This window comes from Zeimonas sediminis (genome assembly GCF_023721795.1).
Taxonomy (GTDB): domain Bacteria; phylum Pseudomonadota; class Gammaproteobacteria; order Burkholderiales; family Burkholderiaceae_E; genus Zeimonas; species Zeimonas sediminis.
Genome location: NZ_JAMQYE010000001.1, coordinates 930,128 through 953,064, shown reverse-complemented (window position 1 = coordinate 953,064; position 22,937 = coordinate 930,128). Strand labels below are relative to the sequence as shown.

Annotated in this window: 24 protein-coding genes and 1 tRNA gene; 7 read left to right on the top strand and 18 right to left on the bottom strand. The window is 70.7% G+C overall.

Translation table 11 applies throughout. The features are described from left to right. Positions 1–17 precede the first annotated feature (17 nt). Complete coding sequence (locus tag M6I34_RS04445; protein ID WP_272484499.1) at positions 18–1,634, bottom strand: B12-binding domain-containing radical SAM protein; 1,617 nt, start codon at positions 1,632–1,634, stop codon at positions 18–20. A 138-nt stretch (positions 1,635–1,772) separates the two neighbouring features. Here M6I34_RS04445 and nthA point away from each other — a divergent pair, with 138 nt between their 5' ends. From nthA to M6I34_RS04430, 3 genes are read left to right on the top strand one after another with little or no spacing between them, the layout of a single operon-like run. Continuing rightward, complete coding sequence (gene nthA / locus M6I34_RS04440; RefSeq protein ID WP_272486603.1) at positions 1,773–2,345, top strand: nitrile hydratase subunit alpha; 573 nt, start codon at positions 1,773–1,775, stop codon at positions 2,343–2,345. Continuing rightward, positions 2,342–2,998 (top strand): nitrile hydratase subunit beta, encoded by a 657-nt coding sequence (gene nthB / locus M6I34_RS04435; protein ID WP_272484498.1) that lies wholly within the window; start codon positions 2,342–2,344, stop codon positions 2,996–2,998. The genes nthA and nthB overlap by 4 nt, the downstream gene beginning before the upstream one ends. Further along, the gene (locus M6I34_RS04430) at positions 2,995–3,354 is read left to right on the top strand and encodes a nitrile hydratase accessory protein (protein ID WP_272484497.1); all 360 of its coding nucleotides are present in this window, start codon (positions 2,995–2,997) and stop codon (positions 3,352–3,354) included. The genes nthB and M6I34_RS04430 overlap by 4 nt, the downstream gene beginning before the upstream one ends. Here the strand turns inward: M6I34_RS04430 and M6I34_RS04425 are convergent. The 5 genes from M6I34_RS04425 to M6I34_RS04405 are packed head-to-tail and all read right to left on the bottom strand — an operon-like array spanning position 3,341 to position 7,289. Continuing rightward, the gene (locus M6I34_RS04425) at positions 3,341–4,381 is read right to left on the bottom strand and encodes a quinone-dependent dihydroorotate dehydrogenase (RefSeq protein WP_272484496.1); all 1,041 of its coding nucleotides are present in this window, start codon (positions 4,379–4,381) and stop codon (positions 3,341–3,343) included. The genes M6I34_RS04430 and M6I34_RS04425 overlap by 14 nt on opposite strands. Beyond that, positions 4,378–5,196 carry an arginyltransferase gene (locus M6I34_RS04420; protein WP_272484495.1) on the bottom strand — a complete coding sequence of 273 codons (819 nt, stop codon included), beginning with the start codon at positions 5,194–5,196 and terminating at the stop codon, positions 4,378–4,380. Before M6I34_RS04420 ends, M6I34_RS04425 begins: the two co-directional genes overlap by 4 nt. Further along, entirely contained in the window at positions 5,193–5,960 is a 768-nt protein-coding gene (gene aat / locus M6I34_RS04415; protein WP_418953442.1) for a leucyl/phenylalanyl-tRNA--protein transferase, read from the bottom strand. Before aat ends, M6I34_RS04420 begins: the two co-directional genes overlap by 4 nt. After that, complete coding sequence (locus tag M6I34_RS04410; protein ID WP_272484494.1) at positions 5,960–6,685, bottom strand: Rieske (2Fe-2S) protein; 726 nt, start codon at positions 6,683–6,685, stop codon at positions 5,960–5,962. The genes aat and M6I34_RS04410 overlap by 1 nt, the downstream gene beginning before the upstream one ends. A gap of 55 nt (positions 6,686–6,740) precedes the next feature. Then, on the bottom strand, positions 6,741–7,289 hold the full coding sequence (locus M6I34_RS04405; RefSeq protein WP_272484493.1) for an NUDIX hydrolase: 549 nt from the start codon (positions 7,287–7,289) through the stop codon (positions 6,741–6,743). A 111-nt stretch (positions 7,290–7,400) separates the two neighbouring features. Between M6I34_RS04405 and M6I34_RS04400 the strand changes: the two genes are divergently transcribed. After that, positions 7,401–7,477 (top strand) — tRNA-Met (locus tag M6I34_RS04400). Positions 7,478–7,548: 71 nt separating this feature from the next. Here M6I34_RS04400 and M6I34_RS04395 read toward each other — a convergent pair. Then, the gene (locus M6I34_RS04395) at positions 7,549–8,868 is read right to left on the bottom strand and encodes an amidase (protein WP_272484492.1); all 1,320 of its coding nucleotides are present in this window, start codon (positions 8,866–8,868) and stop codon (positions 7,549–7,551) included. A gap of 224 nt (positions 8,869–9,092) precedes the next feature. Between M6I34_RS04395 and M6I34_RS04390 the strand changes: the two genes are divergently transcribed. Continuing rightward, a complete protein-coding gene (locus tag M6I34_RS04390) occupies positions 9,093–9,392 on the top strand; it encodes a type II toxin-antitoxin system TacA family antitoxin (protein ID WP_272484491.1) in 300 nt (99 codons plus the stop codon). Positions 9,393–9,395: 3 nt separating this feature from the next. Next, positions 9,396–9,905, top strand: a complete 510-nt coding sequence (locus M6I34_RS04385; RefSeq protein WP_272484490.1) for a GNAT family N-acetyltransferase — start codon at positions 9,396–9,398, stop codon at positions 9,903–9,905. Between the two features lie 87 nt (positions 9,906–9,992). Here the strand turns inward: M6I34_RS04385 and ehuA are convergent, their stop codons facing one another. The 11 genes from ehuA to gdhA form a co-directional block, all read right to left on the bottom strand. Beyond that, complete coding sequence (gene ehuA, locus M6I34_RS04380; RefSeq protein WP_272484489.1) at positions 9,993–10,772, bottom strand: ectoine/hydroxyectoine ABC transporter ATP-binding protein EhuA; 780 nt, start codon at positions 10,770–10,772, stop codon at positions 9,993–9,995. Then, positions 10,769–11,443: an ectoine/hydroxyectoine ABC transporter permease subunit EhuD gene (gene ehuD / locus M6I34_RS04375; protein WP_272486601.1), complete on the bottom strand. Its 675-nt coding sequence runs from the start codon at positions 11,441–11,443 to the stop codon at positions 10,769–10,771. The genes ehuA and ehuD overlap by 4 nt, the downstream gene beginning before the upstream one ends. Continuing rightward, entirely contained in the window at positions 11,443–12,159 is a 717-nt protein-coding gene (gene ehuC / locus M6I34_RS04370; protein ID WP_272484488.1) for an ectoine/hydroxyectoine ABC transporter permease subunit EhuC, read from the bottom strand. Before ehuC ends, ehuD begins: the two co-directional genes overlap by 1 nt. Next, positions 12,156–13,022 (bottom strand): ectoine/hydroxyectoine ABC transporter substrate-binding protein EhuB, encoded by an 867-nt coding sequence (ehuB, locus tag M6I34_RS04365; protein ID WP_272484487.1) that lies wholly within the window; start codon positions 13,020–13,022, stop codon positions 12,156–12,158. Before ehuB ends, ehuC begins: the two co-directional genes overlap by 4 nt. A gap of 114 nt (positions 13,023–13,136) precedes the next feature. Next, a complete protein-coding gene (gene thpD / locus M6I34_RS04360) occupies positions 13,137–14,081 on the bottom strand; it encodes an ectoine hydroxylase (protein ID WP_272484486.1) in 945 nt (314 codons plus the stop codon). 16 nt (positions 14,082–14,097) lie between these two features. After that, complete coding sequence (locus M6I34_RS04355; protein WP_272484485.1) at positions 14,098–14,487, bottom strand: ectoine synthase; 390 nt, start codon at positions 14,485–14,487, stop codon at positions 14,098–14,100. 93 nt (positions 14,488–14,580) lie between these two features. Next, positions 14,581–15,846 (bottom strand): diaminobutyrate--2-oxoglutarate transaminase, encoded by a 1,266-nt coding sequence (ectB, locus tag M6I34_RS04350; protein WP_272484484.1) that lies wholly within the window; start codon positions 15,844–15,846, stop codon positions 14,581–14,583. 86 nt (positions 15,847–15,932) lie between these two features. Continuing rightward, positions 15,933–16,499: a diaminobutyrate acetyltransferase gene (gene ectA / locus M6I34_RS04345; RefSeq protein ID WP_272484483.1), complete on the bottom strand. Its 567-nt coding sequence runs from the start codon at positions 16,497–16,499 to the stop codon at positions 15,933–15,935. 283 nt (positions 16,500–16,782) lie between these two features. Further along, complete coding sequence (locus M6I34_RS04340) at positions 16,783–17,322, bottom strand: carboxymuconolactone decarboxylase family protein (protein ID WP_272484482.1); 540 nt, start codon at positions 17,320–17,322, stop codon at positions 16,783–16,785. 22 nt (positions 17,323–17,344) lie between these two features. Continuing rightward, positions 17,345–18,331, bottom strand: coding sequence for a Bug family tripartite tricarboxylate transporter substrate binding protein (locus tag M6I34_RS04335; RefSeq protein WP_272484481.1), 987 nt, complete (start codon positions 18,329–18,331; stop codon positions 17,345–17,347). 187 nt (positions 18,332–18,518) lie between these two features. Next, positions 18,519–19,901: an NADP-specific glutamate dehydrogenase gene (gdhA, locus tag M6I34_RS04330; RefSeq protein ID WP_272484480.1), complete on the bottom strand. Its 1,383-nt coding sequence runs from the start codon at positions 19,899–19,901 to the stop codon at positions 18,519–18,521. 256 nt (positions 19,902–20,157) lie between these two features. On the opposite strand from gdhA, the gene M6I34_RS04325 reads away from it, so the two are divergent. Continuing rightward, positions 20,158–22,668: a heavy metal translocating P-type ATPase gene (locus M6I34_RS04325; protein ID WP_272484479.1), complete on the top strand. Its 2,511-nt coding sequence runs from the start codon at positions 20,158–20,160 to the stop codon at positions 22,666–22,668. Positions 22,669–22,937 lie beyond the last annotated feature (269 nt).

Below are 22,937 nucleotides of genomic sequence, written 5' to 3'. Positions count from 1 at the left end.
GCGCTCGCAGGCGGCGCTCAGCGCCGCGACTGCCGCTCCAGGCCGGCGCGCTTGCGCTCGCTGCGGGCAGCATCGGCGCACGCCGGCTCACCGGTCGCGCCGCGTCGGCCCGATCGCTGCGCGCGGCGGTCTGCCGGCGCCAGCGCGGCGTCCACCGCCTGGGGGTCGACACCGGCTTCCTCGCGCAGCCACTGGCCGATCGATGCGCGCAGGCGCTCGTCCGACCAGCGCGCGGTTCCGTCGTCGCGCGCGGCCATCCAGTCGGTGAATGCCAGGAAGCGCGAGAACGGCGAGCCGTGAGCCGACCCGGGGGCGGTGTCGCCGCCGCCCGCCTCGACGTCGCCCAGCATCGCCGCGAGCGCCCGCGGGTAGCGCCCGGAGTTCGCGACCCGGTCCCACAGCTGCGCGAACAGTGCGATCCGCTGCATGTCGGCGAACGGGATCCGGTCGGTCGCCAGCACGTTGTACGGCGGGTCGGGGTTGAAGCGCAGCCCGTAGGCCTCGGTGTGCCGCGCGATCGGCGCGCCGCGCAGCCGCTTCAGGATGCCGAGCTGGATCTCGTGCGGCCGCAGCGCGAGCAGCCGGTCGAAGCCGGCGCCGAAACTGGCCAGGTCCTCGCCCGGCAGGCCGGCGATCAGGTCCACGTGCAGGTGCGCCTGGCTGTTCTCGACCAGCCAGCGGATGTTGGCCTCGGCCTTCGCGTCGTCCTGCCGCCGGCTGATCAGCTTCTGCACCTCGGGGTTCCAGGTCTGGATCCCGATCTCGAACTGCAGCGCGCCGGGCGGGAAGCGCGCGATCGTCTCGCGCAGCCGCTCGGGCAGGTGGTCGGGCACCAGCTCGAAGTGCGCGAACACCGGGTCCTCGGGCGCGGCCTCGATCTTCGCGAGGAAGAATTCGAGGATGCGCCGGCTGGTGTCGACCTTCAGGTTGAAGGTGCGGTCGACGAACTTGAAGGTGCGCGCGCCGCGCCTGTGCAGCGCGTCGAGCTCGCCGAGCAGCCGGTCGGTGTCGAAGGGCACCGCCGTGCGGTCGAGCGCCGACAGGCAGAACTCGCACTTGAACGGGCAGCCGCGCGAGGCCTCCACGTACAGGTAGCGCTCGCGGATGTCGCGATCGTCGTAGAGCCGGTAGGGCGGGGCCAGTGCGTCGAGGTCGGGCACGGCGCCGGCGATGACCTTCGGCGGCGCGTTCGGCGCTGCCGCATCGGCGGCCGCGCTGCCGCCATCGGCCGCCGTCGCCGCCCGCCCCCCGAGCAGCCGCTCGCAGAGCGCGCGAAAGGCCAGCTCGCCTGGCCCGGTGATCACGTGGTCGGCCTCGCGGCAGATTCGCTGCGCGTCGGTCTCGTGGCTCACCTCGGGGCCGCCCACCACGATCTTCAGCGACGGATCGATCGCGCGCAGCATCGCCGCGAGCCGCGCGGTCTCGTCGACGTTCCAGATGTAGGTGCCGAAGCCGACGATGCGGGGCCGGCGCGCGAGGATCCGCTGCGCCATGGCCTCGTTTCGCGCGCCGGTCACGAACTCCAGGATCTCGCAGCGCGGCTCGAGCTCGCCGAGGTTGGCCTTCAGCCAGCGCAGCCCCAGCGAGGCGTGGCTGTAGCGCGCGTTCAGCGTGACGAGCAGGATGTCGGCCATCGCGTTATTCTCGCACCGAGGAGGATTCGTCACGTGTCATCGACAGCGAGCAAGGGCCCCGGGCCGGGGGCGGGCAACACGGGCGGCGGCGCGGCGCAGGCGCAGCCGGCGGCGGCGCACGGCGATCCGGCATCGCCGATCGCGGTGCGGGTCAAGGCGATCGAGTCGCTGCTCGTCGCCAAGGGCTACGTGGAGCCAGCCGCGATCGACGAACTGCTCGACACCTACGAGAACCGGATCGGTCCGCGCAACGGCGCGCGGGTTGTGGCGCGGGCCTGGACCGACCCCGAGTTCGACCGCTGGCTCGACCGCGACGCCACCGCCGCGATCGCTTCGATGGGCTACACCGGCCGGCAGGGCGAGCACATGGTCGTCGTGCGCAACACGCCCACGGTGCACAACCTGGTGGTCTGCACGCTGTGCTCCTGCTACCCGTGGCCGGTGCTGGGCCTGCCGCCGGTCTGGTACAAGTCGGCGCCGTACCGCTCCCGCGCGGTGGCCGATCCGCGCGGCGTGCTCGCCGAGTTCGGCGTCGAGCTGCCGCCCGATGTCGAGGTGCGGGTCTGGGACTCCACCGCCGAGATTCGCTACCTGGTGATACCGATGCGGCCGGCAGGCACCGAAGGCTGGAGTGCGGAGGCGCTGGCCGAGCGGGTGACCCGCGATTCGATGATCGGCACGGCCCTGGTGCAACTGGAGGACAGGCAATGAACGGCGCGCAGGACCTCGGCGGCCAGCACGGCTTCGGCCCGGTCGTCCCCGAGCCGAACGAGCCGGTCTTCCACGACGAGTGGGAGCGCCACGCGATGGCGATGACCATCCTGATGGGCCCGATCGGCGGCTGGAACATCGATCAGTCGCGCGCGGCGCGCGAGTCGCTGCCGCCCGCGCAGTACCTGTCGAGCAGCTACTACGAGATCTGGCTCGCCGGGCTCGAGAAACTGATGACCGAGCGCGGCATCCTGAGCGCGGAGGAAATCGCTGCCGGCAAGGCGCTCGCCCCGCGGGCGGCGATCCCGCCGGCGCTGTCGGCCGGACAGGTGGGGCCGATGCTCGCGCGCGGCGGCCCGAGCGAGCGCGAGGCCGCGCAGCCGGCGCGCTTCGCGGTCGGCGACCGGGTTCGCACGCAGCTGATGAACCCGGTCGGCCACACCCGCCTGCCGCGCTACGCGCGTGGCAGGCCCGGAACGATCGCGATCGTGCACGGCGTGCACGTGTTCCCCGACTCGAGCGGTAACGGCAAGGGCGAGAACCCGCAGTGGCTGTACTCGGTGCGCTTCGAGGCGGCCGACCTGTGGGGGCCCGACACGACCGCTTCGGCGGTCTACGTCGACTGCTGGGAGCCGTACCTGGAGCCGGCGTGAGCGAGATCCGCTCGATCGCCGACGCGGTCGCCGCCTGCGGCTTGCCCGAGAGCACCGGCGCGGCCTTCGCCGAGCCCTGGCAGGCGCAACTCTTCGCGATCACGCTGGCGATGCACGAGGCCGGCCACTTCTCCTGGCCCGAGTGGGTGCGCTGCCTGTCGCAGGCGATCCGCGACGCGCAGGCCGACGGCGACCCGGACCTCGGCGACACCTACTGGCTGCACTGGCTCGACGCGCTGGAGCGCCTGCTGCACGACAAGGACCTGGCTGGCCCGCTGCAGCTGGCCTCGCACCGCGAGGCGATCCGCGCCTACGCGCGGGTGGCCCGTTCGGCGAGCCTGCTCAAGGCCGACTGACGCGCGCCGCGTCGCGCAGCGCACGCGCGCAGGCGCCCACCAGCGCCGGCCCTTCGTAGATCAGACCGGTGTAGACCTGCACCAGCGTCGCGCCGGCCTCGATCTTGGCCAGCGCGTCGGCCGCGCTCATGATGCCGCCCACGCCGACGATCGGGTAGCCGGCCGGCAGCCGCGCGCGCAGCATCCGGATCACCCGGTTCGAGAGCTCGAAGACCGGCGCGCCTGAGAGCCCGCCGGCCTCGTCGGCGTGCGGCAGGCCGGCCACCGCCTCGCGCGACACCGTGGTGTTCGTGGCGATCACCGCGTCGATGCCGTGGCGCGCGAGCAGCGCCGCGATCGCGTCGACCTGCGATTCGTCGAGATCCGGCGCGATCTTCAGCGCGAGCGGCACGCGGCGGCCGTGCCGGCCGGCCAGCGCCTCGCGCCTGTCGACCAGCGCGCCGAGCAGCGCGTCGAGCGCGTCGCCCCCCTGCAGGTCGCGCAGGTTCTTCGTGTTCGGCGACGAGATGTTCACCGTCACGTAGCCGGCGTGCGGGTAGACCCGCTCCAGGCACAACAGGTAGTCGCTGGCCGCGTCCTCGATCGGCGTGGCCGCGTTCTTGCCGATGTTCAGGCCCAGCACGCCGCGCCACTTCGCGCGCTCCACGTTGCGCACGAAGGCGTCGACGCCGTCGTTGTTGAAGCCCATCCGGTTGATCAGCGCGCGCCGCTCGGGCAGCCGGAACATGCGCGGCTTCGGGTTGCCGGGCTGCGGCTTCGGCGTAACGGTGCCGACCTCGACGAAGCCGAAACCCATCGCGCCGAAGGCGTCGACGTGCGCGCCGTTCTTGTCCAGCCCCGCGGCCAGGCCCACGCGATTGGCGAAGCGCAGGCCCATCACCTCGACCGGATCGTCGACCGTCGGGCCGGCCACCAGCCGCAGCAGCCCGCTGCAGGCGGCACCGTCGAGCGCGCCCAGCGTCAGGTCGTGGGCGCGTTCGGGATCGAGCGAGAACAGGAGAGGGCGGGCAAAGGGATAGGGGTTCATTCGCGCGGGGCGTGCGGGACGGGGATTCCGGGAGCTGGCGCTGCGGGAGCCGGCTCCGCGGAGGCCGGCTCCACGGGCACGGCCTCGTCATCGGGGAAGGGCTCCCAGGCGCCCGCGACCAGGCGCTCGATCGGCCGGAAATTCGCCTTGTACGACATCTTCGGGCTCTCGCCGATCCAGTAGCCGAGGTACAGGTACGGCAGGCCGAGCTCTCGGCACTGCTCGATCTGCCACAGGATGTTCCAGGTGCCGTAGCTCGACCGCGGCGTGTCGGGGTCGAAGAAGGTGTAGACGGAAGACAGGCCGTCGTCGAGCACGTCGATGATCGACACCATCCGCAGCACGCCGTCCGGATCGCGGAATTCGACCAGCCGGGTGTTGACCTTGCTCTGCAGCAGGAACTGCGCGTACTGCTCGCGGCTGTCGTGGTCCATGCCGCCGCCGGCGTGCCGGCTCGACTGGTAGCGCAGGTACAGCGCGTAGTGCTCGGCCGAGAAACCCAGCCGGGTGACCAGCGGCTTCAGGTCGGCGTGCCGGGCCTTGGCGCGACGCTGGCTGCGGGTGGGGCGGAACGCCGCCACCGGCACGCGCACCGGCACGCAGGCCTTGCAGCCGTCGCAGTAGGGCCGGTAGGTGAAGATGCCGCTGCGGCGAAACCCGGCGCGCACCAGCTCGCCGTAGACGTCGGCGTTGATCAGGTGGTTCGGGGTGGCGACCTGGGAGCGGGCCTGGCGCCCGGGCAGGTAACTGCAGGGATAGGGGGCCGTTGCGTAGAACTGCAGGGCCGCGAACGGCAGTTCCTTCGGGTGCGTCATGCGTGAGGAAGCTCGATGCGCATCGCCTGCCAGTCGGGGCCGGGCTGCCGGATGAGTCCGGCGATCTCCTGCAGGAAAGCCTCGCGCGGGATTTCGCGAGCGCCGAGCGAAGCCAGATGGCCGGTGTTCTGCTGGCAGTCTATCACGCGAAAACCGTGCTCCCGCAGCGTGGCGACCAGCGCCGCGAGCGCCACTTTCGAGGCGTCGGTGACTCGCGCGAACATCGACTCGCCGTAGAACATCCGGCCGATCGAGACGCCGTACAGCCCGCCGACCAGGCGCCCGCCTTCGCGCACCTCGACCGAGTGCGCGTGGCCGAGCCGGTGCAGCCCCTGGTAGGCGGAAAGGATGTCGGTGGTGATCCAGGTGCCGCCGTCGGCGTCGCGCGGCGCGGCGCAGGCGCGCATCACCTCGTCGAAGGCGCCGTTCAGCGTGACCTGCCAGCGGGGCGTCGCGTCGGCGGCGGGCCCGTCCGTTCTCGTGTCCGCGAAGCAGTTCCGGCGGATCGTCCTCGCCAGCGACCGATGCAGGCGGAACTCGTCCAGGTACAGCACCATGCGCGGATCGGGCGACCACCACAGCACCGGCTGGCCGTCCGAGTACCAGGGGAAGATGCCTCGAGAATAGGCCTCGAGCAGCCGCTCGGGAGAGAGATCGGCGCCGGCGGCCAGCAGCCCGTTCGGCTCGCGCCAGGCGAGCCGCGGGTCGGGCAGCATGTCGTGCCGGCCGACCCAGGGCAGCGGCGTGCGTGGCCGTCCGCTCATCAGGCGCAGCGCATCAGCTGCCGGCAGTAGTTCTCGATCGGCTGAACCAGGCAGCGCTCGGGGGCCGGCTGGCGCTCGCGCCCGCCGTGCTCGAGCGAGAGCTTCATCGCGAAGCGCTCGAAGAAGCCGTCGAAGAGCTCGCCGCCCTGCGTGCCGGTCGCGTAGATCTGGTCGGTGGCTGGGTCGTGCTCGAGCAGGATCGCGGCCAGCGGCTGGGTGGCCGGGCCGGCCAGCACCCGTGCGCCGTCGGCCGGGTCGTACTGGCTGTGCTCGGCGCAGCAGTGGATGACCTCGCCGCGCTTCGAGATCGGCGAGGTCTCGGCGCGATAGCTGATGAAGCTGATCTCCTTCGCCGGATAGGCCATCTTGTGCGCGCAGATCGCCGAGTAGGCCACGATCGAGCGCTTGGGGCCCACGCCGCCGGCCCAGGTGTAGCGGGCCTTTTCCTCGGTGGCGAGCGCCACCTCGCGCTTCGTGGGCTTGCCCAGGTTCAGCAGGAAGGCCGGCGTGCCCACGAACGGGTAGTGGAACAGCAGGTTGGTGCGCTCGGGGATGCGCGAGGCCAGCAGCGGCTTGCCGTCCTCGCCGACCAGCAGTGCGCGCTGCCATCGCCGGGCCGTGTCGCCGGGCGCCTGGACCGCGGCCTGGCCGATCGCCTGGGCCAGCGCGGCGCCGTCAACCGCGCCGGCGGCCGCGCATCCGATCAGGAATCCTCGTCGATGCATCGGGGTCTCCTCCTCGTGTACCTGGCGGGCCGGTCGCCGCGGCGTGATCGCGCGCTCAGGCCTTCGACCGCTCGCGGTAGCGCACCGCGCCGGTGTGCGTGCCGAAACTACCGTTGCGCCGGTCCTCGAAATACCAGCGCAGCGTCTGCTCCACCGTGCGGAAGGCGATCTCCGGCCACGGGATCTCCTCCTCGGCGAACAGCCGGGCCTCGAGGCTCTCGGGCCCGGGGTCGAGCTCGGGGCCGAGCATGTCGGCCCGGAAGAACACATGAACCTGCTGGACCTGCGGCACGTCGATCATCGAGAACAGTTCGCCGATGCGGATGCGCGCGCCGGCCTCTTCCATCGTCTCGCGCTCGGCGCCTTCGGCGGTGGTCTCGCCGTTCTCCATGAAGCCGGCAGGCAGCGTCCAGTAGCCGTAGCGCGGCTCGATCGCCCGGCGGCACAGCAGCACCCGGTTCTCCCAGATGGGGATGGTGCCGAGGACCATGTTCGGGTTCTGGTAGTGGATCGTGCCGCAACCCGCGCACGAGAAGCGGGGGCGGTTGTCGCCGGGCGGCACGCCCAGCGAAACCTCGTTGCCACAGAGCGAACAGAATTTCATGGGGGTCGGATCGGGGTTCGCCGCAGTGTAGCAGCGAGCCCCCTGGCGTGGATCGGGCAGGCCCCGGTTTGCGCAGCGCAGCGAAACAGTGCTATAGTTTCGTTCTCCAGACGCGGGGTGGAGCAGTCTGGCAGCTCGTCGGGCTCATAACCCGAAGGTCGCAGGTTCGAATCCTGCCCCCGCAACCAGTTTCAAGAAACGCCGGCTTCGAGAGATCGAGCCGGCGTTTTGCTTTTTCTGCGCCTCGCGTGCTTGCGCCTCACCAATTCCGGGGCGCCTCGATGGCCGAAGCCAGGGTCAGCGCATCCGCCATCAGCCCCGCATCGCTTCCCGGGCGGCCGCAGAGCATGACGCCCAGCGGCAGGCCATTCGTCGAGAGCGACACCGGAAGGGTGGCGATCGGACCGCCCAGGGCGGTGAAGGGGATGATGTAGCGCGGGTCCCCGGTGGGCATCCCCGCCGGCGCGGTATCGGGCGCTGCCGGCACCAGCAGGAGGTCCCAGTCGGCCCATGCGGCCCAGCAAGTCTTCTGGGCCTGCTGGATGAAAGCGCGCGCGGCCAGGTGATCCTCGTTGCGGATGCTCGAGCCGCGTTCGATCGCGGCCAGCCAGCCGGGCGACAGGACCTGCGCGTGCTCGGTGGCGAGTTCGCCATGCAGCCGCGACAGCTCGTACTCGAGCACGGTCTTGTGCGCGGCGATCGCGTCGGCGAGCGCCACGGGCGCCGCAGTCCGGTCGATGCGATGTCCCGCTCGAGCGAGGGCCTGCACGGTACGGTCCAGATTGTCCATCACTGCCGGGCTCGCATCGGCAAACAAGGCGTCGTCGGGCAAGGCCACGCGCAGGGAATCCGGCCGGGCGGGCGCCAGGAAGCGCTGCGCATGCAGCGCCGCGCCGATGGCCGCCACATCGCTGAAGCGGTGACCGAACCAGCCGAGCGTGTCGAAGGCCGGCGCGAGCGGCACCACGCCGTGGGTGCTCATGTTCTGGCCGGTGGGCTTGAACGCCGCGATGCCGCAGTAGGCGGCGGGGCGCACCACCGAGCCTGCGGTCTGGGTGCCCAGGCTGGCGGGCACCATGCCGGCCGCGACCGCCGCCGCCGAGCCCGCGCTGGAGCCGCCCGGCGTGTGCGCCGTGTTCCACGGGTTGCGCGTGGGCGGCACGCCATCGAAGTAGGCGAACTCGGTCGTGTGGGTCTTGCCCAGGATCACCGCGCCTGCGGCGCGCAGCGCGCGGACGACGTCGGCATCCCGTGCCGCTGGCCCTTGCCCGGTCCGGGCGCGGCTGCCTGCCCGGGTCGGGAAGCCCGCGACGTCGATGACGTCCTTGATGGCCACCGGAATTCCGTGCATGGGGCTGCGCCGCCCACCCCGGTTCAGCGAATCGCGGGCCTGCACGGCCTGTTGCAGCGCGCCCTCGCAATCCACCGACGTCCATGCGTGCACGTGGGGTTCGGCTTCGTCGATCCGGCGCAGAAGGGACTCGAGCAGCGCCACGGGGTCGGATTCGCCTGCATCGAATGCGGCCTGGATTCCGGCGATGTCGCCGGGGTCCTGCTGGAACGAGGTGAACGAAGACAAGCGAACTCCTTTCGTCTCGACGCAGTCGAAGAAGAGGATTCCGGGGCGGGGTTCCTTCGGCGATCACACCAGGACATAGGCCGAACGTGCAAGTGCGGGATATTCGCCGAGCTCGTAGAGTCTCATCACTCGGCTCCCCGCCTGCCGGATGTGGGCAGGATGGTGTAGATGTATTGCGTTTAGCGCTACAATCAACCCGGATTTTGCACGACAGAGAGGCAACGATGCCCGCATCCGCAGACCGCAAGGAATATCCGATCTCGATGCGCCTTCCCGAGGCGGATGTCGCGCTGATCGATCGCGCCGCAAGCTTGCGCGGCCGCTCGCGGACCGATTTCGTGCGGGAAGCCGCGGTGCGCGCGGCCGAGGACGTCGTGATGGAGGCCGCACTGGTCCGCATGAGCCCCGAGGGCTTTGCCGCGTTCGTGGACGCCCTTTCGGGGCCGGCCGAGCCGGTTCCCGAGATGGTCGAACTTGCCCGCCGGCCAGCGCCCTGGGAATCGGGCGCTGTCGCCGAGCGGTGAAACGTGGCGATCTCCGCGCCCGAGCCGCTCGCTCCTGCGCATGACCTCTCCGGCTTCTCCTGCGGCAAGCCGGCGCTCGATCACTGGCTCCGTACGCATGCATTGTCCAACCACCGAAAGGGCTTTACGGCCGTCATGGTCGTTCACGATTCGGGGCGGGTGGTCGGCTACTACGGACTCGCTCCGACGGCGGTGGTGCCAGCGGCGATGCCGCGGTCCATCCGCACCGGACAGCCGCCGGATCCGGTGCCTTGTCTGCTGCTGGGCCAGCTGGCCACGGATGTGTCGTGGGCGGGCAGGGGAATCGGCACGGGTCTGTTGAAGCACGCGCTGGAGCGTAGTGTTCGGGCGGCGGAGCTGATCGGCGGCCGCACGCTCGTGGTCAAGGCGCTGGACGTGGAGGCGGCACAGTTCTGGCAGCGTCGGGGTTTCCTGCCGTCTCGCGACGATCCGTTCGTGCTGTTCAGGTCCATTGGTGCGATAGCAGCTTCGCTGGCCATGGCGACGTCTTGAGCGGCGATCCGCCCCCGAGATCCTGGCGTCGGCGCGACGGAGAACCCCTGGTCGTCGACACGCGTGGGCGAAACCGGTAGCCCCGGTTCACCCCGCCGCCATCACCGCACTCAGGAACTGCCGCGTCCGCTCGCTCTTCGGCTCCGCAAAGAGCTCCTCGGGCGGCCCCTGCTCGGCGATCTTCCCCCGGTCGAAGAAGCACACCCGGTCGGCAAACTCCCGCGCGAAGCCCATCTGGTGCGTGACCATCAGCATGGTCAGGTCGTGCGCGGCGCCCAGTTCCCGGATCACGTTGAGGACCTCGCCGCACAGCTCGGGGTCCAGCGCCGAGGTCACTTCGTCGAACAGCATGACGCGCGGGCGCATCGCCAGCGCGCGGGCGATCGCCACGCGCTGTTGCTGGCCGCCTGAGAGCTGCGCGGGGTAGTGATCGAGCTTGTCCGACAGGCCCACCATCGCGAGCAGCTCGGCGGCGCGCGCGTGGGCCTCGTCGCGCGAGAGCCCCAGCACGGTCATCGGCGCTTCCATGCAGTTCTTCACCGCGCTCATGTGCGGGAACAGGTTGAAGTGCTGGAACACCATGCCCACGTTGGCGCGCATCCGCTTCAGGTGGGCGCGGTCGGCGGGCACGAGCTGTCCGTTGCGCGGCATGTGGGTGAGCGGCTCGCCGGCTATCCAGATCACGCCTTCGTCCACCGGCTCGAGCGTCATCAGCATCCGCAGCACGGTGGTCTTGCCCGAGCCCGAGGGGCCGATGATCGCGACCTTCTCGTTGGCGGCGATGTCGAGCTCCAGCGCGTCGAGCACGGTCAGCGGGCCGTAGCGCTTGGAGACCCTGTCGAAGCGGACCATCGGGGATTCGTTCATCGGCGGGCTCCGGCGCGCGCGCCCAGCCGCCGCTCGACGCGCCGGATCAGGGCGGCCGAGAGCAGGCTGAACAGCAGGAAGAAGGCGCCCACCAGCGTGATGGGCTCGGTGTACTGGAAGCTCTCCGAGCCGAGGATCTTGGCGGTCTGCATCAGCTCCAGCACCGCGATCGCCGACAGCAGCGGCGTTTCCTTGAACAGCGCGATCAGGTAGTTGCCCAGCGCCGGCACCACCGGGGGGATCGCCTGCGGCAGCACGATGTCCTTGAAGGTGGTCCACGGCGACAGGTTCAGCGCGATCGAGGCCTCCCACTGGCCCCTTGGCACGTTCTCGAGCCCGGAGCGGTAGACCTCGGCGCAGTAGGCGCCGTAGTGCAGGCCCAGCGCCAGCACGCCGGTGGTCATCGCGCTCAGGCTCAGGCCCAGGCCGGGCATCATGTAGTACAGGACGAAGATCTGGATCAGCAGCGGGGTGGAGCGCACGAACTCGACCACCGCGCTGGTGCCCGCGCGAAGCCAGGCGGGCCCCGCCATCCGGCCGACCGCGAAGGCCAGGCCGACCGCCAGCGCGAGCAGAAAGCCGGCGAAGGTGACCTGCACAGTCACGATCGAGGCCTCGGCCAGGATCGGCAGGATCTCGAGCGCGTAGTCCCAGTCCCAGATCGCGGCCATCATGCCGTCCGTCCTCGCGCCAGGCCGCGCGCGGCGCGCCGCTCCAGCGCCCGCATGCCGGCGGTGATCGCCAGCGAGATCGCCAGGTAGATCAGAAGCACCAGCCCGAAGATCTCGGCGGTGCGCAGCGTGTTCTGGTTCAGCTGCTGGGCCTTGAAGGCCAGGTCCGACAGCGTGATCAGCGAGACCAGCGAGGTCGCCTTCAGCAGCTCGATGAACAGGTTGCCCCAGGGCGGGATCATCCGCACGAAGGCCTGCGGCAGCACGATGCGCCGCAGGGCCTGCACGCGATCCATGTTCAGCGCGGTGGCGGCTTCCCACTGGCCGGGCGGCACCGCGCCGATCGCGCCGCGCACCACCTCGGCCCCGTAGGCGCCGATGTTGAGCCCCAGCGCCACGATGCCCACGGTGATCGGGGCGAGCGTGACGCCGAAGTGGGGCAGCACGAAGAAGAGCCAGAAGAGCTGCACCAGCGCCGAGGTGCCGCGGAAGGTCTCCACGTAGGCCACTGCCAGCCAGCGCAGCGGAGCCGGACCGTAGAGCCGGGCAAGCGCAGCGGCCAGTGCCGCCGCCACGGCCAGCAGCGCGCCGCCGGCCGCCACCTGCAGCGTGACCAGCGTGCCGCGCAGCAGCTCGGGCAGGAACTCGCCGGCGCCGGCGAGCAGCGCCAGCGCGAAACCTGCCGCCAGCGCCGCGACGACCAGCGCGACCTTCATTGGCCGGCGCAGTGCTGGGCGGCAGTCTTCTCGGGCAGGTTGGATGCGTCGAAGCCGAAGGGCGCGATCATCGCCAGGTGCTCGTCGGAGCCGACGAACTTCTTCAGCTCGGCGTTCACCGCGTCGCGCAGCTCGGTGTCTTCCGGCCTGAAGCCGAAGGAACCCTCGCCGCGATAGCTCTTGCCCTTGTGGGTGAAGGTGAAGGGCTCGGCGCGCTCGATGCCCTCGTCCTTTGCGGCCAGCTCGGCTGCGGTCAGCGAGGTCAGCGCCGCGGCCGACGCGCGCCCGGCCTTCACCGCCGCGATGGCCGCGGCGAAGTCCGGCACGATCAGCTGCTGCTTGCGGGTCATGCCGGCCATGCGGCCATGCTGGATCTCGGCGGTGCCGGCCACGAAGGCGATCTTGCGCTTCTTGCGGACCGCGTCGGCGTAGTTGCGCAGGCCATCGGGGTTGCCGGCCTTCACGATCAGCGCTTCGCCGATCCCGTAGGTCGGGTCGGCGAACACGATCTGCTTGCAGCGCTTGGGCGTGATGTACATCGAGGCCACGATCGCGTCGAAGCGGCCGGCCTTCAGGCCCGGGATCAGCGCGCCCCATTCGGTCAGCACGCCTTCCACCTTGTCGACCCCGAGCTGCTTCATCACGTGCCGGAACACGGTCGGCGACTCGCCGGTGAGCTCGCCCGAAGAGTCGGCGTAGGCGTAGGGCGCCTCGTTGGCGAAGCCGACGCGGATGCTGCCTTCCTTGCGGATGCGTTCCAGCGTGGACTCCGCCTGGGCGAAGCCGGCCGACAGCAGCGCGGCCGAGCCCGCCAGCGCGAGCAGGCCGTTCATGACTCGACGAAGAACGAATCCGGGTTTCATGACAGGTGCCTCTCGTTGGTCATCGGGTCGTGGGATCGGTTCGCGGGCGCATGGGGCAGCGGGCCCGGGACCCGCTCGCCGGCGACGTGCCTGCCGGCGAGCCGGGTCGGCGGCTCAGCGCGCCTTGGCGAGCTCCGCCGCCGGCGTGAAGTCCTCGCGCTCGGCGATGAAGTTCGGCCGCGGCTTCAGGCCGCAGTAGGGCGCCACCGGCTTGTTGTCCAGGCTGTTGTAGACGACGAACAGGTTGCTGCGAGGCATCGGCGTGATGTTCGAGTTCGAGCCGTGCATCACGTTGCACTCGAAGAAGGTCACCGAGCCCACCGGGCCGATCGGTGCGGCGATGCCGAATTCGTCGACCAGCTTCGTGAGGCTCGCGTCGTCGGGCACGCCGACTTCCTGGCGCTTGAGCGACGACTTGTAGTTGTCGTCGGGCGTGGCGCCCACGCAGGACACGTAGCGCTGGTGCGAGCCGGGCACGATCATCAGCGGGCCGTTGTGCGGCGTGTTGGGCGTGAGGCTGATCGAGCAGCTGACCATCCGCATCGCCGGCACGCCGTCTTCCACGTGCCAGGTCTCGAAGTCCGAGTGCCAGTAGAACTCCTTGCCCCGGAAGCCGCCCTTGTAGTTGATCCGCGACTGGTGGATGTAGACGTCGCCGCCCAGCAGCTGGCGGGCGATCGCCACCAGCTTCGGGTGGCCGCACAGTCGGCGCAGCAGCTCGCTGCTCTTGTGGATCGCGAACACCGAGCGGAGTTCGCGGCTGTCGGGCTCGATGACCGCCTCGGGCGAGTCCTTCACTGCGTCGTCGCCGCGCAAGCGCTGCAGCTCGTCCAGGCAGGCGGCCAGCTCGTCGGCCGACAGCAGGCTGTCGAAGCTCAGGTAGCCGTTGTCCTCGTAGAAGCGCAGCTCGCTTTCGGAAAGCGGCCCGTCGCCGGCGCGACCGTAGACCACCGGGTCCTTGCGGTCGGTGATCGTCGCCTGCGCGGCGACGCGCGACGGGTAGCGGTCCTCGCCGGGCGCGGGCGTGCGCGGCCGGGTCGTGGTCGTAGTCGTCGTCATGCGTGCATGACCTCCTTCATTCGGTCAGGGGATAGGCCCCGGTTTCGTCGTGCACCTCGCGGCCGGTCAGCGGCGGGTTGAACACGCAGACCATCCGCATGTGCGAGCCCTTGTTGGCGCGCAGGATGTGCCGGTCGTGCTCGTTGAGCGCGTACAGCGTGCCGGGGCGGATGTCGTGGGTCTCGCCGGTGGCGATGTCGGTGATCTGGCCCTCGCCCTCGATGCAGTAGACCGTCTCGAGGTGGTTCTTGTAGTGCATCTCGAGTTCGGCGCCGGGCTTGATGATGGTGTCGTTCACCGAGTAGCCCATGCCGGCGTCCTTGTAGATCAGGCGCCGGGCGGTCCAGCCTTCGGTGTCGACGTCGGCCGCGGTGCCGATGACGTCGTCGAGGTGCTTCACGATCATGTTCTCTTTCTCCGGAGTTCGTTTGGGGATGCGCGCAGCGCCGGGGGCGCTGCGCGCTCGGGAATGTTCGGCGCGAGGGAATGCCCGGCGCGCTCAGGCCGCCTTGCGGACGTCCCGGCCGAGCACCGCCTCGAGGCTCGTCTCGATGATGTCCAGGCCCTTCTTCAGGTCGGCTTCCTCGATGGTCAGGCTGGGCAGCAGCTTGAGCACCTGGTCGTCGATGCCGGCGGTCTCGAGCACCAGGCCGCGCTCGAAGCAGGCGGCCGAGACCTTGCCGGCGATCGACGCGTCGGCGAAGTCCACGCCGAAGATCAGGCCGCGGCCGCGGACCGTCGCTTCCACGCCGAGGCGCTTGACCATCTTCTGCAGGCGCTCGCGAACCAGCGCGCTCTTGGCCTCGACCGAGCGCGTCAGCGCGTCGTCCTTCCAGTAGTCGAGCGCCGCGGTGGCGGTCACGAAGGCCGGGCAGTGGCCGCGGAAGGTGCCGTTGTGCTCGCCGGGCGCCCACTGGTCGAGCTCGGGCTTGATCAGCACCAGCGCGAGCGGCAGGCCGTAGCCGGACAGCGACTTCGACAGCGTGACGATGTCGGGCACGATGCCGGCCTCCTCGAAGCTGAAGAACCTGCCGGTGCGGCCGCAGCCGACCTGGATGTCGTCGACGATCATCACGATGCCGTGCTTCTGCGTGATCTCGCGCAGCCGGCGCAGCCATTCCACGCTGGCCACGTTGACGCCGCCCTCGGCCTGCACCGTTTCGACGATGACCGCGGCCGGCACCTCCAGGCCGCTGCCGTTGTCGACCAGCATCGCCTCGAAGTAGTCGAGCGTGTCGGTGTCCTGGCCCAGGTAGCCGTCGAAGGGCACCGCGGACGTGTGGGTCAGCGGCACGCCGGCGCCGGCTCGCTTGAAGCCGTTGCCGGTGACCGACAGCGAGCCGAGCGTCATGCCGTGGAAGGCGTTGGTGAAGCCGACGATCTCCTGGCGGCCGGTCACCTTGCGCGCGAGCTTGAGCGCCGCCTCGACCGCATTGGTGCCGGTCGGGCCGGGGAACTGGAACTTGTAGGACAGGCCGCGGGGCTTCAGGATCACTTCGTCGAAGCGGCGGATGAAGGCCTCCTTGGCCTCGCTGTACATGTCCAGCGTGTGGGTGATGCCGTCGCGCTCGATGTACTCGAGCAGCGCCTGCTTCATGTGGTCCGGGTTGTGGCCGTAGTTCAGCACGCCGGCGCCGGCGAAGAAGTCGAGGTAGCGGCTGCCCTTGTCGTCGGTCATCCAGGCGCCCTTGGCGGACGCGAAGACCGTGGGAAAGCTGCGGCAGTAGCCTCGGACTTCCGATTCGTGTTTCTCGAAGGTGTTCATGGTCGTCCCTGTCAGGAAGTTGTCGGAAGCGCCGCTTGCCGCCCCTTGCGGGGCGCGTCCGGTGAGCGGCGCGGGGGCGAGGCGCGCTAGTGCGCGCCGCAGGCGGCAGGCTCGCCGCGCGCGACGGCGGATCCGTCGCGCTGGAACGGGCCGATCCGCAGCAGCGGCTCGGCGGGGTGTTCGTGAGGAAACAGCTCGGGCGTGAAGTGCGGCGTGACGCTGCAGCCCACACCCTGCGCGCGGGCGAAGCCCGCGAACAGCGCGCGCGACGGCCCGTTGTCCTCGTCGACCGTGGCGGTGACCCAGCGGCAGTCCCGGTTGGCCGGCAGGTCCAGCCACGCGTCGAGCAGTCGCGAGCCGAGGCCCTGGCCCCTGAGTTCGGGCAGCACGCCGACCTGCCAGACGAAGGCGGTGTCGGGTTGACGGGGAGGGTGGTAGCCGACGACTGCGCCGACCACGGTGTCGCCGCGTTCGGCGACCAGGCAGGTGTCGCCGAAGTCGGTGGCGAACACCAGGTAGAAATAGGCTGAGTTCAACTCCAGCTTGCCGGTGGCCTTCACCAGGCGCCAGATCGCCGCGCCGTCTTCGGGGCGGGCGGAGCGGAAAACGATGGTTTGGGTCGGGCTTGCTTTACTTCGGTCCGTGTCGGTCATGCGTTGCGTTTGTCGGCGGCCCGGAATGCGCGGTCGGCGCAGGATCCTGACCCGGCCGGCGTGGCGTTGCATGTGCGCCGCGTCGACCTGCCCCGGGAGCGGGGACCCACAAATTGCCAGTGGAAAGAGGCGAAATTATAGCATGCTTGTTTGGGCAAATATATTCGGGCGAAGGGGCGAAGGGGCGAAGGAGGGAGAAGGGGGAAGGGAGAAGGGGGAAGGGACCGTCCCGGGCCGGACGGCCCGGGACGGTTGGCTCGCGGGGTGCGGGCCGCAGGTACGCTCAGGCGCGGTCGTCGTCTTCCAGCTCGACGTCCATCGACAGCAGGAAGCGGGCGACGCAGACGTAGAAGCTCGCGGTGAGGGTCAGTTCGACGATCGCGGCCTCGTCGAAACCCACCTTCTTCAGGCCGTCGATCGCTTCGGCCGAGGCGGCGGGGCCTGCGGTCACCTCCTGCGCGAGCCGCAGGACCGCCTTCTCCTCGGCGTCGAACAGGTCCGAGCCCTCCCAGTCGGCCAGCGCGTCGATCTGGGCCTGGCTCACGCCGGCCGCCAGCGCCATCTTCGTGTGGTGCACCCACTCGTAGTTGGCGCCGGAGACCTGCGCGCCGCGCAGGATCAGCAACTCCCGGATCCGGCGCGAGGTCTTCGCGTTCAGCCGCAGTGGCCACGCGAAGTCGAGCCAGGCGCGCAGCATCTCCGGCGCGTGCCCGATCACCCGGTACAGGTTCGGAGGCCGCACGCCGCGGGCGCGGACCTCGTCGAACATCGCGGCGACCGCGGGGTCTTCCGGCTGGGCCGGGAGCATCTTCAGGCGGGACATGGGGCGGGCTCCGTGTCGGCGCTCAGTTGACCTTGGCGCCCGAGGCCTTGACGATCGGGCCCCAGCGCTCGTACTCGGCCTTGATCATCGCGGCCATCTGCTCGGGCGTGCCGCCGACGACCTCGTAGCCGAGGTCGGTCATCCGCTTGACGAAGGCCGGCGACGCGACCGCCTTCTGGCCCTCGGCGTTGAGCCTGGCGATGATGCTCGCGGGCGTGCCCGCCGGCACCACGATGCCGAACCAGGCACCCGACTCGTAACCGGTCACGCCGGACTCCTGCATCGTGGGCAGGTCGGGCAGCGCCGCGGCGCGCTTGGCGCCGGTGGTCGCGAGCGCGCGCAGCTTGCCGGCGCGGATGTGGGTGATCGCCGAGGGGATGTTGTCGAACATCAGGTCGACCTGGCCGCCGATCAGGTCGGTGACCGCCGGCGCGCTGCCCTTGTAGGGCACGTGCGTGATGTCCAGGCCCAGCATGTGCTTGAACATCTCGCAGGACATGTGGATCGAAGAGCCGCTGCCGCTCGACGCGCAGGTGAGCTTGCCCGGGTTGGCCTTGGCGAGCTCGATCAGTTCCTTGACCGAGTTGGCCTTCACCTTCGGGTTCACGACCAGCACGTTGGCGAAGGACGCGAGCGCGATGACCGGCACCAGGTCCTTGTTCGGGTCGTAGTTGAGCTTCGTGTACAGGAAGGGCGTGATGCCGTGCAGGCTGCTCGCCGAGACCAGCAGCGTGTAGCCGTCGGGGGCCGAGCGCGCGGCCATCTCGGAGCCGAGGTTGGCGCCTGCGCCGGGGCGGTTGTCCACGACCACCGACTGGCCCAGCGTCTTGCTGAGCTCCTCGGCGGTGGCCCGGCCGATGATGTCCGTTGCGCCGCCGGGGGCGTAGGGCACGATCATCCGGATCGACTTGTCGGGGTAGGTCTGCGCGCGGGCGTCCTGGGGCAGGATCGCGGCGGCGGCCGAGACCGCCAGCGCGGCGGCCATCGCGACCGGGGCGAACTTGTTCATGCTTGTCTCCTTGCGTTGGGAGGGGGGATGGTAGCGCGGGGCCCCCGGGGCCGCCATCCGCGCGAGCCCCTAATGGAAAGGAAAGGGGCGCCGCGCGGGCGCCCCTTCGTGGAAAGGAGCGCCTGCGCGGCGCCCCTTCGTCGTGCGGTCGCCGCGAGGCTTGCGCCCTCGGCAACCGGCGAGCGGTTCAGACCACGCCCTGGCCGATCATCGCGTCGGCGACCTTGACGAAGCCGGCGATATTGGCGCCGGCCACGTAGTCGACGCCGCCGTCCTTGCCCTTGCCAAGGCCGTGCTCCAGGCAGGACGCGTGGATCGAGGCCATGATCTCGCGCAGGCGGCGATCGACCTCGTCGCGGGTCCAGGACAGGCGGATCGCGTTCTGGCTCATCTCCAGGCCCGACACGGTCACGCCCCCGGCGTTGGCGGCCTTGCCCGGCGCGAACAGCACGCCGGCATCCCTGAACACGTGCACCGCGTCGAGCGTGGACGGCATGTTCGCGCCCTCGGCCACGCAGAAGCAGCCGTTGGCCACCAGCGTGCGTGCGTCGCTCTCGTCGAGCTCGTTCTGGGTGGCGCAGGGCAGCGCGATCTCGCAGGGGATGCTCCACGGGCGCTTGCCTTCGAGGTAGGCGTAGCCCCGCTCGGCGGCGAACTCGGACACCCTGCCGCGACGCACCTCCTTGAGGTCGACCAGCGCGAGCCAGTCCTCGTCGGTCATGCCGTCGGGCATGTGCACGGTGCCGCCCGAGTCGGACATCGCGATGACCTTGCCGCCCAGGTGCATGGCCTTCTGGGCGGCGTACTGGGCGACGTTGCCCGAGCCGGAGATCGCCACGCGCAAGCCCTCGAGCGACTGGCCGCGTCGCATCAGCATGCCCTCGGCGAAGTAGACGGTGCCGTAGCCGGTGGCCTCGGGCCGGATCAGGCTGCCGCCGAAGGGCACGCCCTTGCCGGTCAGCACCGAGCTGAACTCCCCTTCCAGCTTCTTGTACATGCCGAACATGTAGCCGACCTCGCGCCCGCCCACGCCGATGTCGCCCGCCGGCACGTCGACGTCGGCGCCGATGTGCTTGTGCAGTTCGGCCATGAAGGACTGGCAGAAGCGCATGACCTCCATGTCGCTGCGGCCCTTGGGATCGAAGTCGGCGCCGCCCTTGCCGCCGCCCATCGGCAGCGTGGTCAGCGAGTTCTTGAAGGTCTGCTCGAAGGCCAGGAACTTCAGGATGCTGAGGTTCACCGACGGATGGAAGCGGATGCCGCCCTTGTACGGGCCGATCGCGCTGTTCATCTGCACGCGAAAGCCGCGGTTGACGTGAACCTGCCCCTTGTCGTCGACCCACGGCACGCGGAACATGATCACACGCTCGGGCTCGGCCAGGCGCTCGAGCAGCGCGTCGCGCTGGTACTTCGGGTTCGCTACGATGAACGGCCAGATGCTCTCGAAGACTTCCTTGACCGCCTGGTGGAACTCGGGCTGGGCCGGATCCCGCGCCTTCAGCCGCTCCAGGAATTCCGGGAGCGAGGCGGTGGCGGCGGAAGCCGGCCTGAAGGCGGAGATGTCGGTCATTTCGGGTGGAGTGCGGTGGGTGGATCGGGAAGCGAAATCTAGCACGCGAGTGGTGCGCAACGCCCCATAGGGGTGCCGAATGCGTAGGGATGGTGCATGTCGGCGCGCGCTTCCATGATCCAGGTCGATTTTTCCGGGTCGATTTTCCTGTTGACCTTCCCATGATGTGAAGCTTGATCTTTCCGCCATCGGGTCCGGGACTCGCGGCGGGGACGGTCTCCGCCGGAGGGCAGGACCGAAAACGGGAACGAAGAAGATGAACACGCAAACTGCTTCGCTGGAGGCGGGAGCCGCTGCAGGGGACCCTGCGCGGGCTGCCGTCTCGCTGTCGCTGCCGATCGACGGGATGACCTGCGCCTCCTGCGTGGCGAGGGTCGAGAAGGCGATCGCCCGGGTGCCGGGGGTCGAGTCGGTGGCGGTCAACCTCGCGGCCGAGTCGGCCCGCGTCGGCGGGGCCGGGATCGACCCGGCCGCCCTGGTCGCCGCGGTCGAGAAGGCCGGTTACCGGTCTCCGACCCGCGACGTCGACCTGAAGATCGACGGCATGACCTGCGCGTCCTGCGTCTCGCGAGTCGAGAAGGCGCTGCGCCGGCTGCCCTTCGTCGTCGACGCGAGCGTGAACCTGGCGGGCGAGTCGGCCCGGGTCAGGGTGATCGGCGGCCCGGCCGCCGAGCTCGAGGCGGCGCTGGTCAAGGCCGTGGTGCGGGCCGGCTACGGCGCGCGCCCGCTCGAGGCGGCCGGCGTGCCGGACGAGCAGGGCGGACGCGCCGAGGAGCTGCGCCGGGCCGCACCGGTGCTGATCGGCATCCTGCTGTCTCTGCCGCTGGTGGTGCCGATGGTCGGCGACCTGTTCGGGCGCCACTGGATGCTGCCGGCCTGGGCGCAGTTCCTGCTGGCCACGCCTGTCCAGTTCGTCCTCGGCGCCCGCTTCTACCGGGCCGGCTGGCACGCGCTGCGCGCGGGCACCGGCAACATGGACCTGCTGGTCGCGATCGGCACCAGCGCCGGCTGGGGCCTTTCGACCTGGCTCTGGCTGACGGCCGCGCCCGGCACGATGCCGCATCTGTACTACGAGGCCTCGGCGGTCGTGATCACGCTGGTCCTGCTCGGCAAGTGGCTCGAGGCCCGTGCCCGGCGGCAGACCACGGCGGCGATCCGGGCGCTGCAGGCGCTGCGCCCCGACGTGGCCAGGCTGCTTCGCGACGGCGCCGAGGTCGAGGTGCCGCTCGCGCAGGTGATCGTCGGAGACCGGGTGGTCGTGCGCCCCGGCGAGCGGATACCGGTCGACGGCGAACTGGTCGACGGCCACACCCAGGTCGACGAATCGATGCTGACCGGCGAGCCCCTGCCGGTCAGCCGCTCGGCCGGCGACCGGCTGACCGGCGGCTCGATCAACGGCGAGGGCCGGATCGTGATGCAGGTCACCGCCGTGGGCACCGAGACGGTGCTCGCGCGGATCATCAGGATGGTCGGCGACGCGCAGGCCGCGAAGGCGCCGATCCAGCGGATCGTCGACAAGGTCTCGGCGGTGTTCGTGCCGGTGGTGATCGGCATCGCCGCGCTCACGCTGGCCGGCTGGCTGCTGGCCGGCCAGGGCATCGAGCCGGCGCTGATCGCGGCCGTGTCGGTCCTCGTGATCGCCTGCCCCTGTGCGCTGGGCCTGGCCACGCCGGCGGCGATCATGGCCGGCACCGGCGTGGCCGCCGGCCACGGCGTGCTGATCAAGGACGCGCAGGCTCTCGAGATTGCCCATCGGGTCGACACGGTCGCCTTCGACAAGACCGGGACGCTGACCGTGGGCAAGCCGAAGCTGCTGGCCTTCGAGGCGGCGGTTGAAGCCGCGGGCCAGGCGGCGGGCAAGGCGAGCGGCGGGCCGGATGCGCCGACCGCCGAAGCGCTCGCGCTGGCGGCCAGCCTGCAAGCTGGCAGCGAGCATCCGCTGGCGCGCGCCGTGGTCGACGCCGCCCGCGAGCGGGGGCTCGCGCTCGCCGAGGCGCAGGACGTCAAGGCGATTCCCGGCAAGGGGGTCGGCGGCCGGGTCGACGGCCGGAGCGTGTCGATCGGCAGTCGCCGCTGGCTCGACGAGCAGGGGGCGGAGCCCGGCGCGCTCGGGGCACGCGCGGAGGCATTGCAGAGCGAGGGGGCGACCGTCTCCTGGCTGCTGGAGCACGCGGGCAACCAGGGGGGCGCGCGCGTGCTCGCGTTGCTCGCGTTCGGCGACGCCCCGAAGGAGGGCGCGGCCGAGGCGATCGAGCTGCTGCGCGCGCGCGGCGTGCGCACCGTGATGATCTCCGGCGACAACCGTGGCGCCGCCGAGGCGGTCGCCCGCTCGCTCGGCATCGACGAGGTGATCTCCGAGGTCCTGCCCGCCGACAAGGCCGGCCACGTGCGCCGCCTTCAGCAGGGCGGGCACACGGTCGCGATGGTCGGCGACGGCGTCAACGACGCGCCGGCTCTGGCGGCGGCCGACGTGGGCATCGCGATGGGCAACGGCACCGACGTCGCGATGCACACGGCCGGCCTGACGCTGATGCGCGGCGACCCGCGGCTGGTGCCGGCGGCCCTGGAGATCTCGGACCGCACCTACGCCAAGATCAGGCAGAACCTCTTCTGGGCCTTCTTCTACAACGCAGTCGGGATCCCGCTCGCGGCGATCGGCCTGCTGAGCCCGGTGATCGCGGGGGCGGCCATGGCGATGAGCTCGGTCAGCGTGATGACCAACGCGCTGCTGTTGTCCCGCTGGCGGCCGGTCGACAAGGCGCGTTAGCGGAGCGGACGCGGCCGGGCTGGGCCGGCCGGCGAGGGGGGGCGACCCCACCCGACGCGACGGGCGGCCCGACGGGTCGACGCGACGGGCCGGGCGGATGCGCCGCCCGGCCCGTTCGTGTATCCTTGCGCATCAGGCTCCGCCACAGGCGGCGCGCCGCCCCGCGCTTTTCGGGCGTCGGCAGCCGTTCCTCGGTCGGGCCACCGACCACGCCTTTCGCCGATCGCCGCTGGCGTTCGGTCCCGAGTCTCCGGGCGGCGACCAGCCAA

Bases quoted from the DNA above. Each gene is read 5' to 3' on its own strand.
- M6I34_RS04325 (WP_272484479.1), top strand. From the start codon at position 20,158: ATGAACACGCAAACTGCTTCGCTGGAGGCGGGAGCCGCTGCAGGGGAC.
- M6I34_RS04410 (WP_272484494.1), bottom strand. From the start codon at position 6,685: ATGCATCGACGAGGATTCCTGATCGGATGCGCGGCCGCCGGCGCGGTT.
- M6I34_RS04425 (WP_272484496.1), bottom strand. From the start codon at position 4,381: ATGAACCCCTATCCCTTTGCCCGCCCTCTCCTGTTCTCGCTCGATCCC.
- ehuD (WP_272486601.1), bottom strand. From the start codon at position 11,443: ATGGCCGCGATCTGGGACTGGGACTACGCGCTCGAGATCCTGCCGATC.
- thpD (WP_272484486.1), bottom strand. From the start codon at position 14,081: ATGACGACGACTACGACCACGACCCGGCCGCGCACGCCCGCGCCCGGC.
- gdhA (WP_272484480.1), bottom strand. From the start codon at position 19,901: ATGACCGACATCTCCGCCTTCAGGCCGGCTTCCGCCGCCACCGCCTCG.
- M6I34_RS04355 (WP_272484485.1), bottom strand. From the start codon at position 14,487: ATGATCGTGAAGCACCTCGACGACGTCATCGGCACCGCGGCCGACGTC.
- ectA (WP_272484483.1), bottom strand. From the start codon at position 16,499: ATGACCGACACGGACCGAAGTAAAGCAAGCCCGACCCAAACCATCGTT.
- M6I34_RS04445 (WP_272484499.1), bottom strand. From the start codon at position 1,634: ATGGCCGACATCCTGCTCGTCACGCTGAACGCGCGCTACAGCCACGCC.
- M6I34_RS04340 (WP_272484482.1), bottom strand. From the start codon at position 17,322: ATGTCCCGCCTGAAGATGCTCCCGGCCCAGCCGGAAGACCCCGCGGTC.
- ehuC (WP_272484488.1), bottom strand. From the start codon at position 12,159: ATGAAGGTCGCGCTGGTCGTCGCGGCGCTGGCGGCAGGTTTCGCGCTG.
- ehuA (WP_272484489.1), bottom strand. From the start codon at position 10,772: ATGAACGAATCCCCGATGGTCCGCTTCGACAGGGTCTCCAAGCGCTAC.
- nthB (WP_272484498.1), top strand. From the start codon at position 2,342: ATGAACGGCGCGCAGGACCTCGGCGGCCAGCACGGCTTCGGCCCGGTC.
- M6I34_RS04405 (WP_272484493.1), bottom strand. From the start codon at position 7,289: ATGAAATTCTGTTCGCTCTGTGGCAACGAGGTTTCGCTGGGCGTGCCG.
- M6I34_RS04390 (WP_272484491.1), top strand. From the start codon at position 9,093: ATGCCCGCATCCGCAGACCGCAAGGAATATCCGATCTCGATGCGCCTT.
- aat (WP_418953442.1), bottom strand. From the start codon at position 5,960: ATGAGCGGACGGCCACGCACGCCGCTGCCCTGGGTCGGCCGGCACGAC.
- M6I34_RS04420 (WP_272484495.1), bottom strand. From the start codon at position 5,196: ATGACGCACCCGAAGGAACTGCCGTTCGCGGCCCTGCAGTTCTACGCA.
- ectB (WP_272484484.1), bottom strand. From the start codon at position 15,846: ATGAACACCTTCGAGAAACACGAATCGGAAGTCCGAGGCTACTGCCGC.
- ehuB (WP_272484487.1), bottom strand. From the start codon at position 13,022: ATGAAACCCGGATTCGTTCTTCGTCGAGTCATGAACGGCCTGCTCGCG.
- M6I34_RS04335 (WP_272484481.1), bottom strand. From the start codon at position 18,331: ATGAACAAGTTCGCCCCGGTCGCGATGGCCGCCGCGCTGGCGGTCTCG.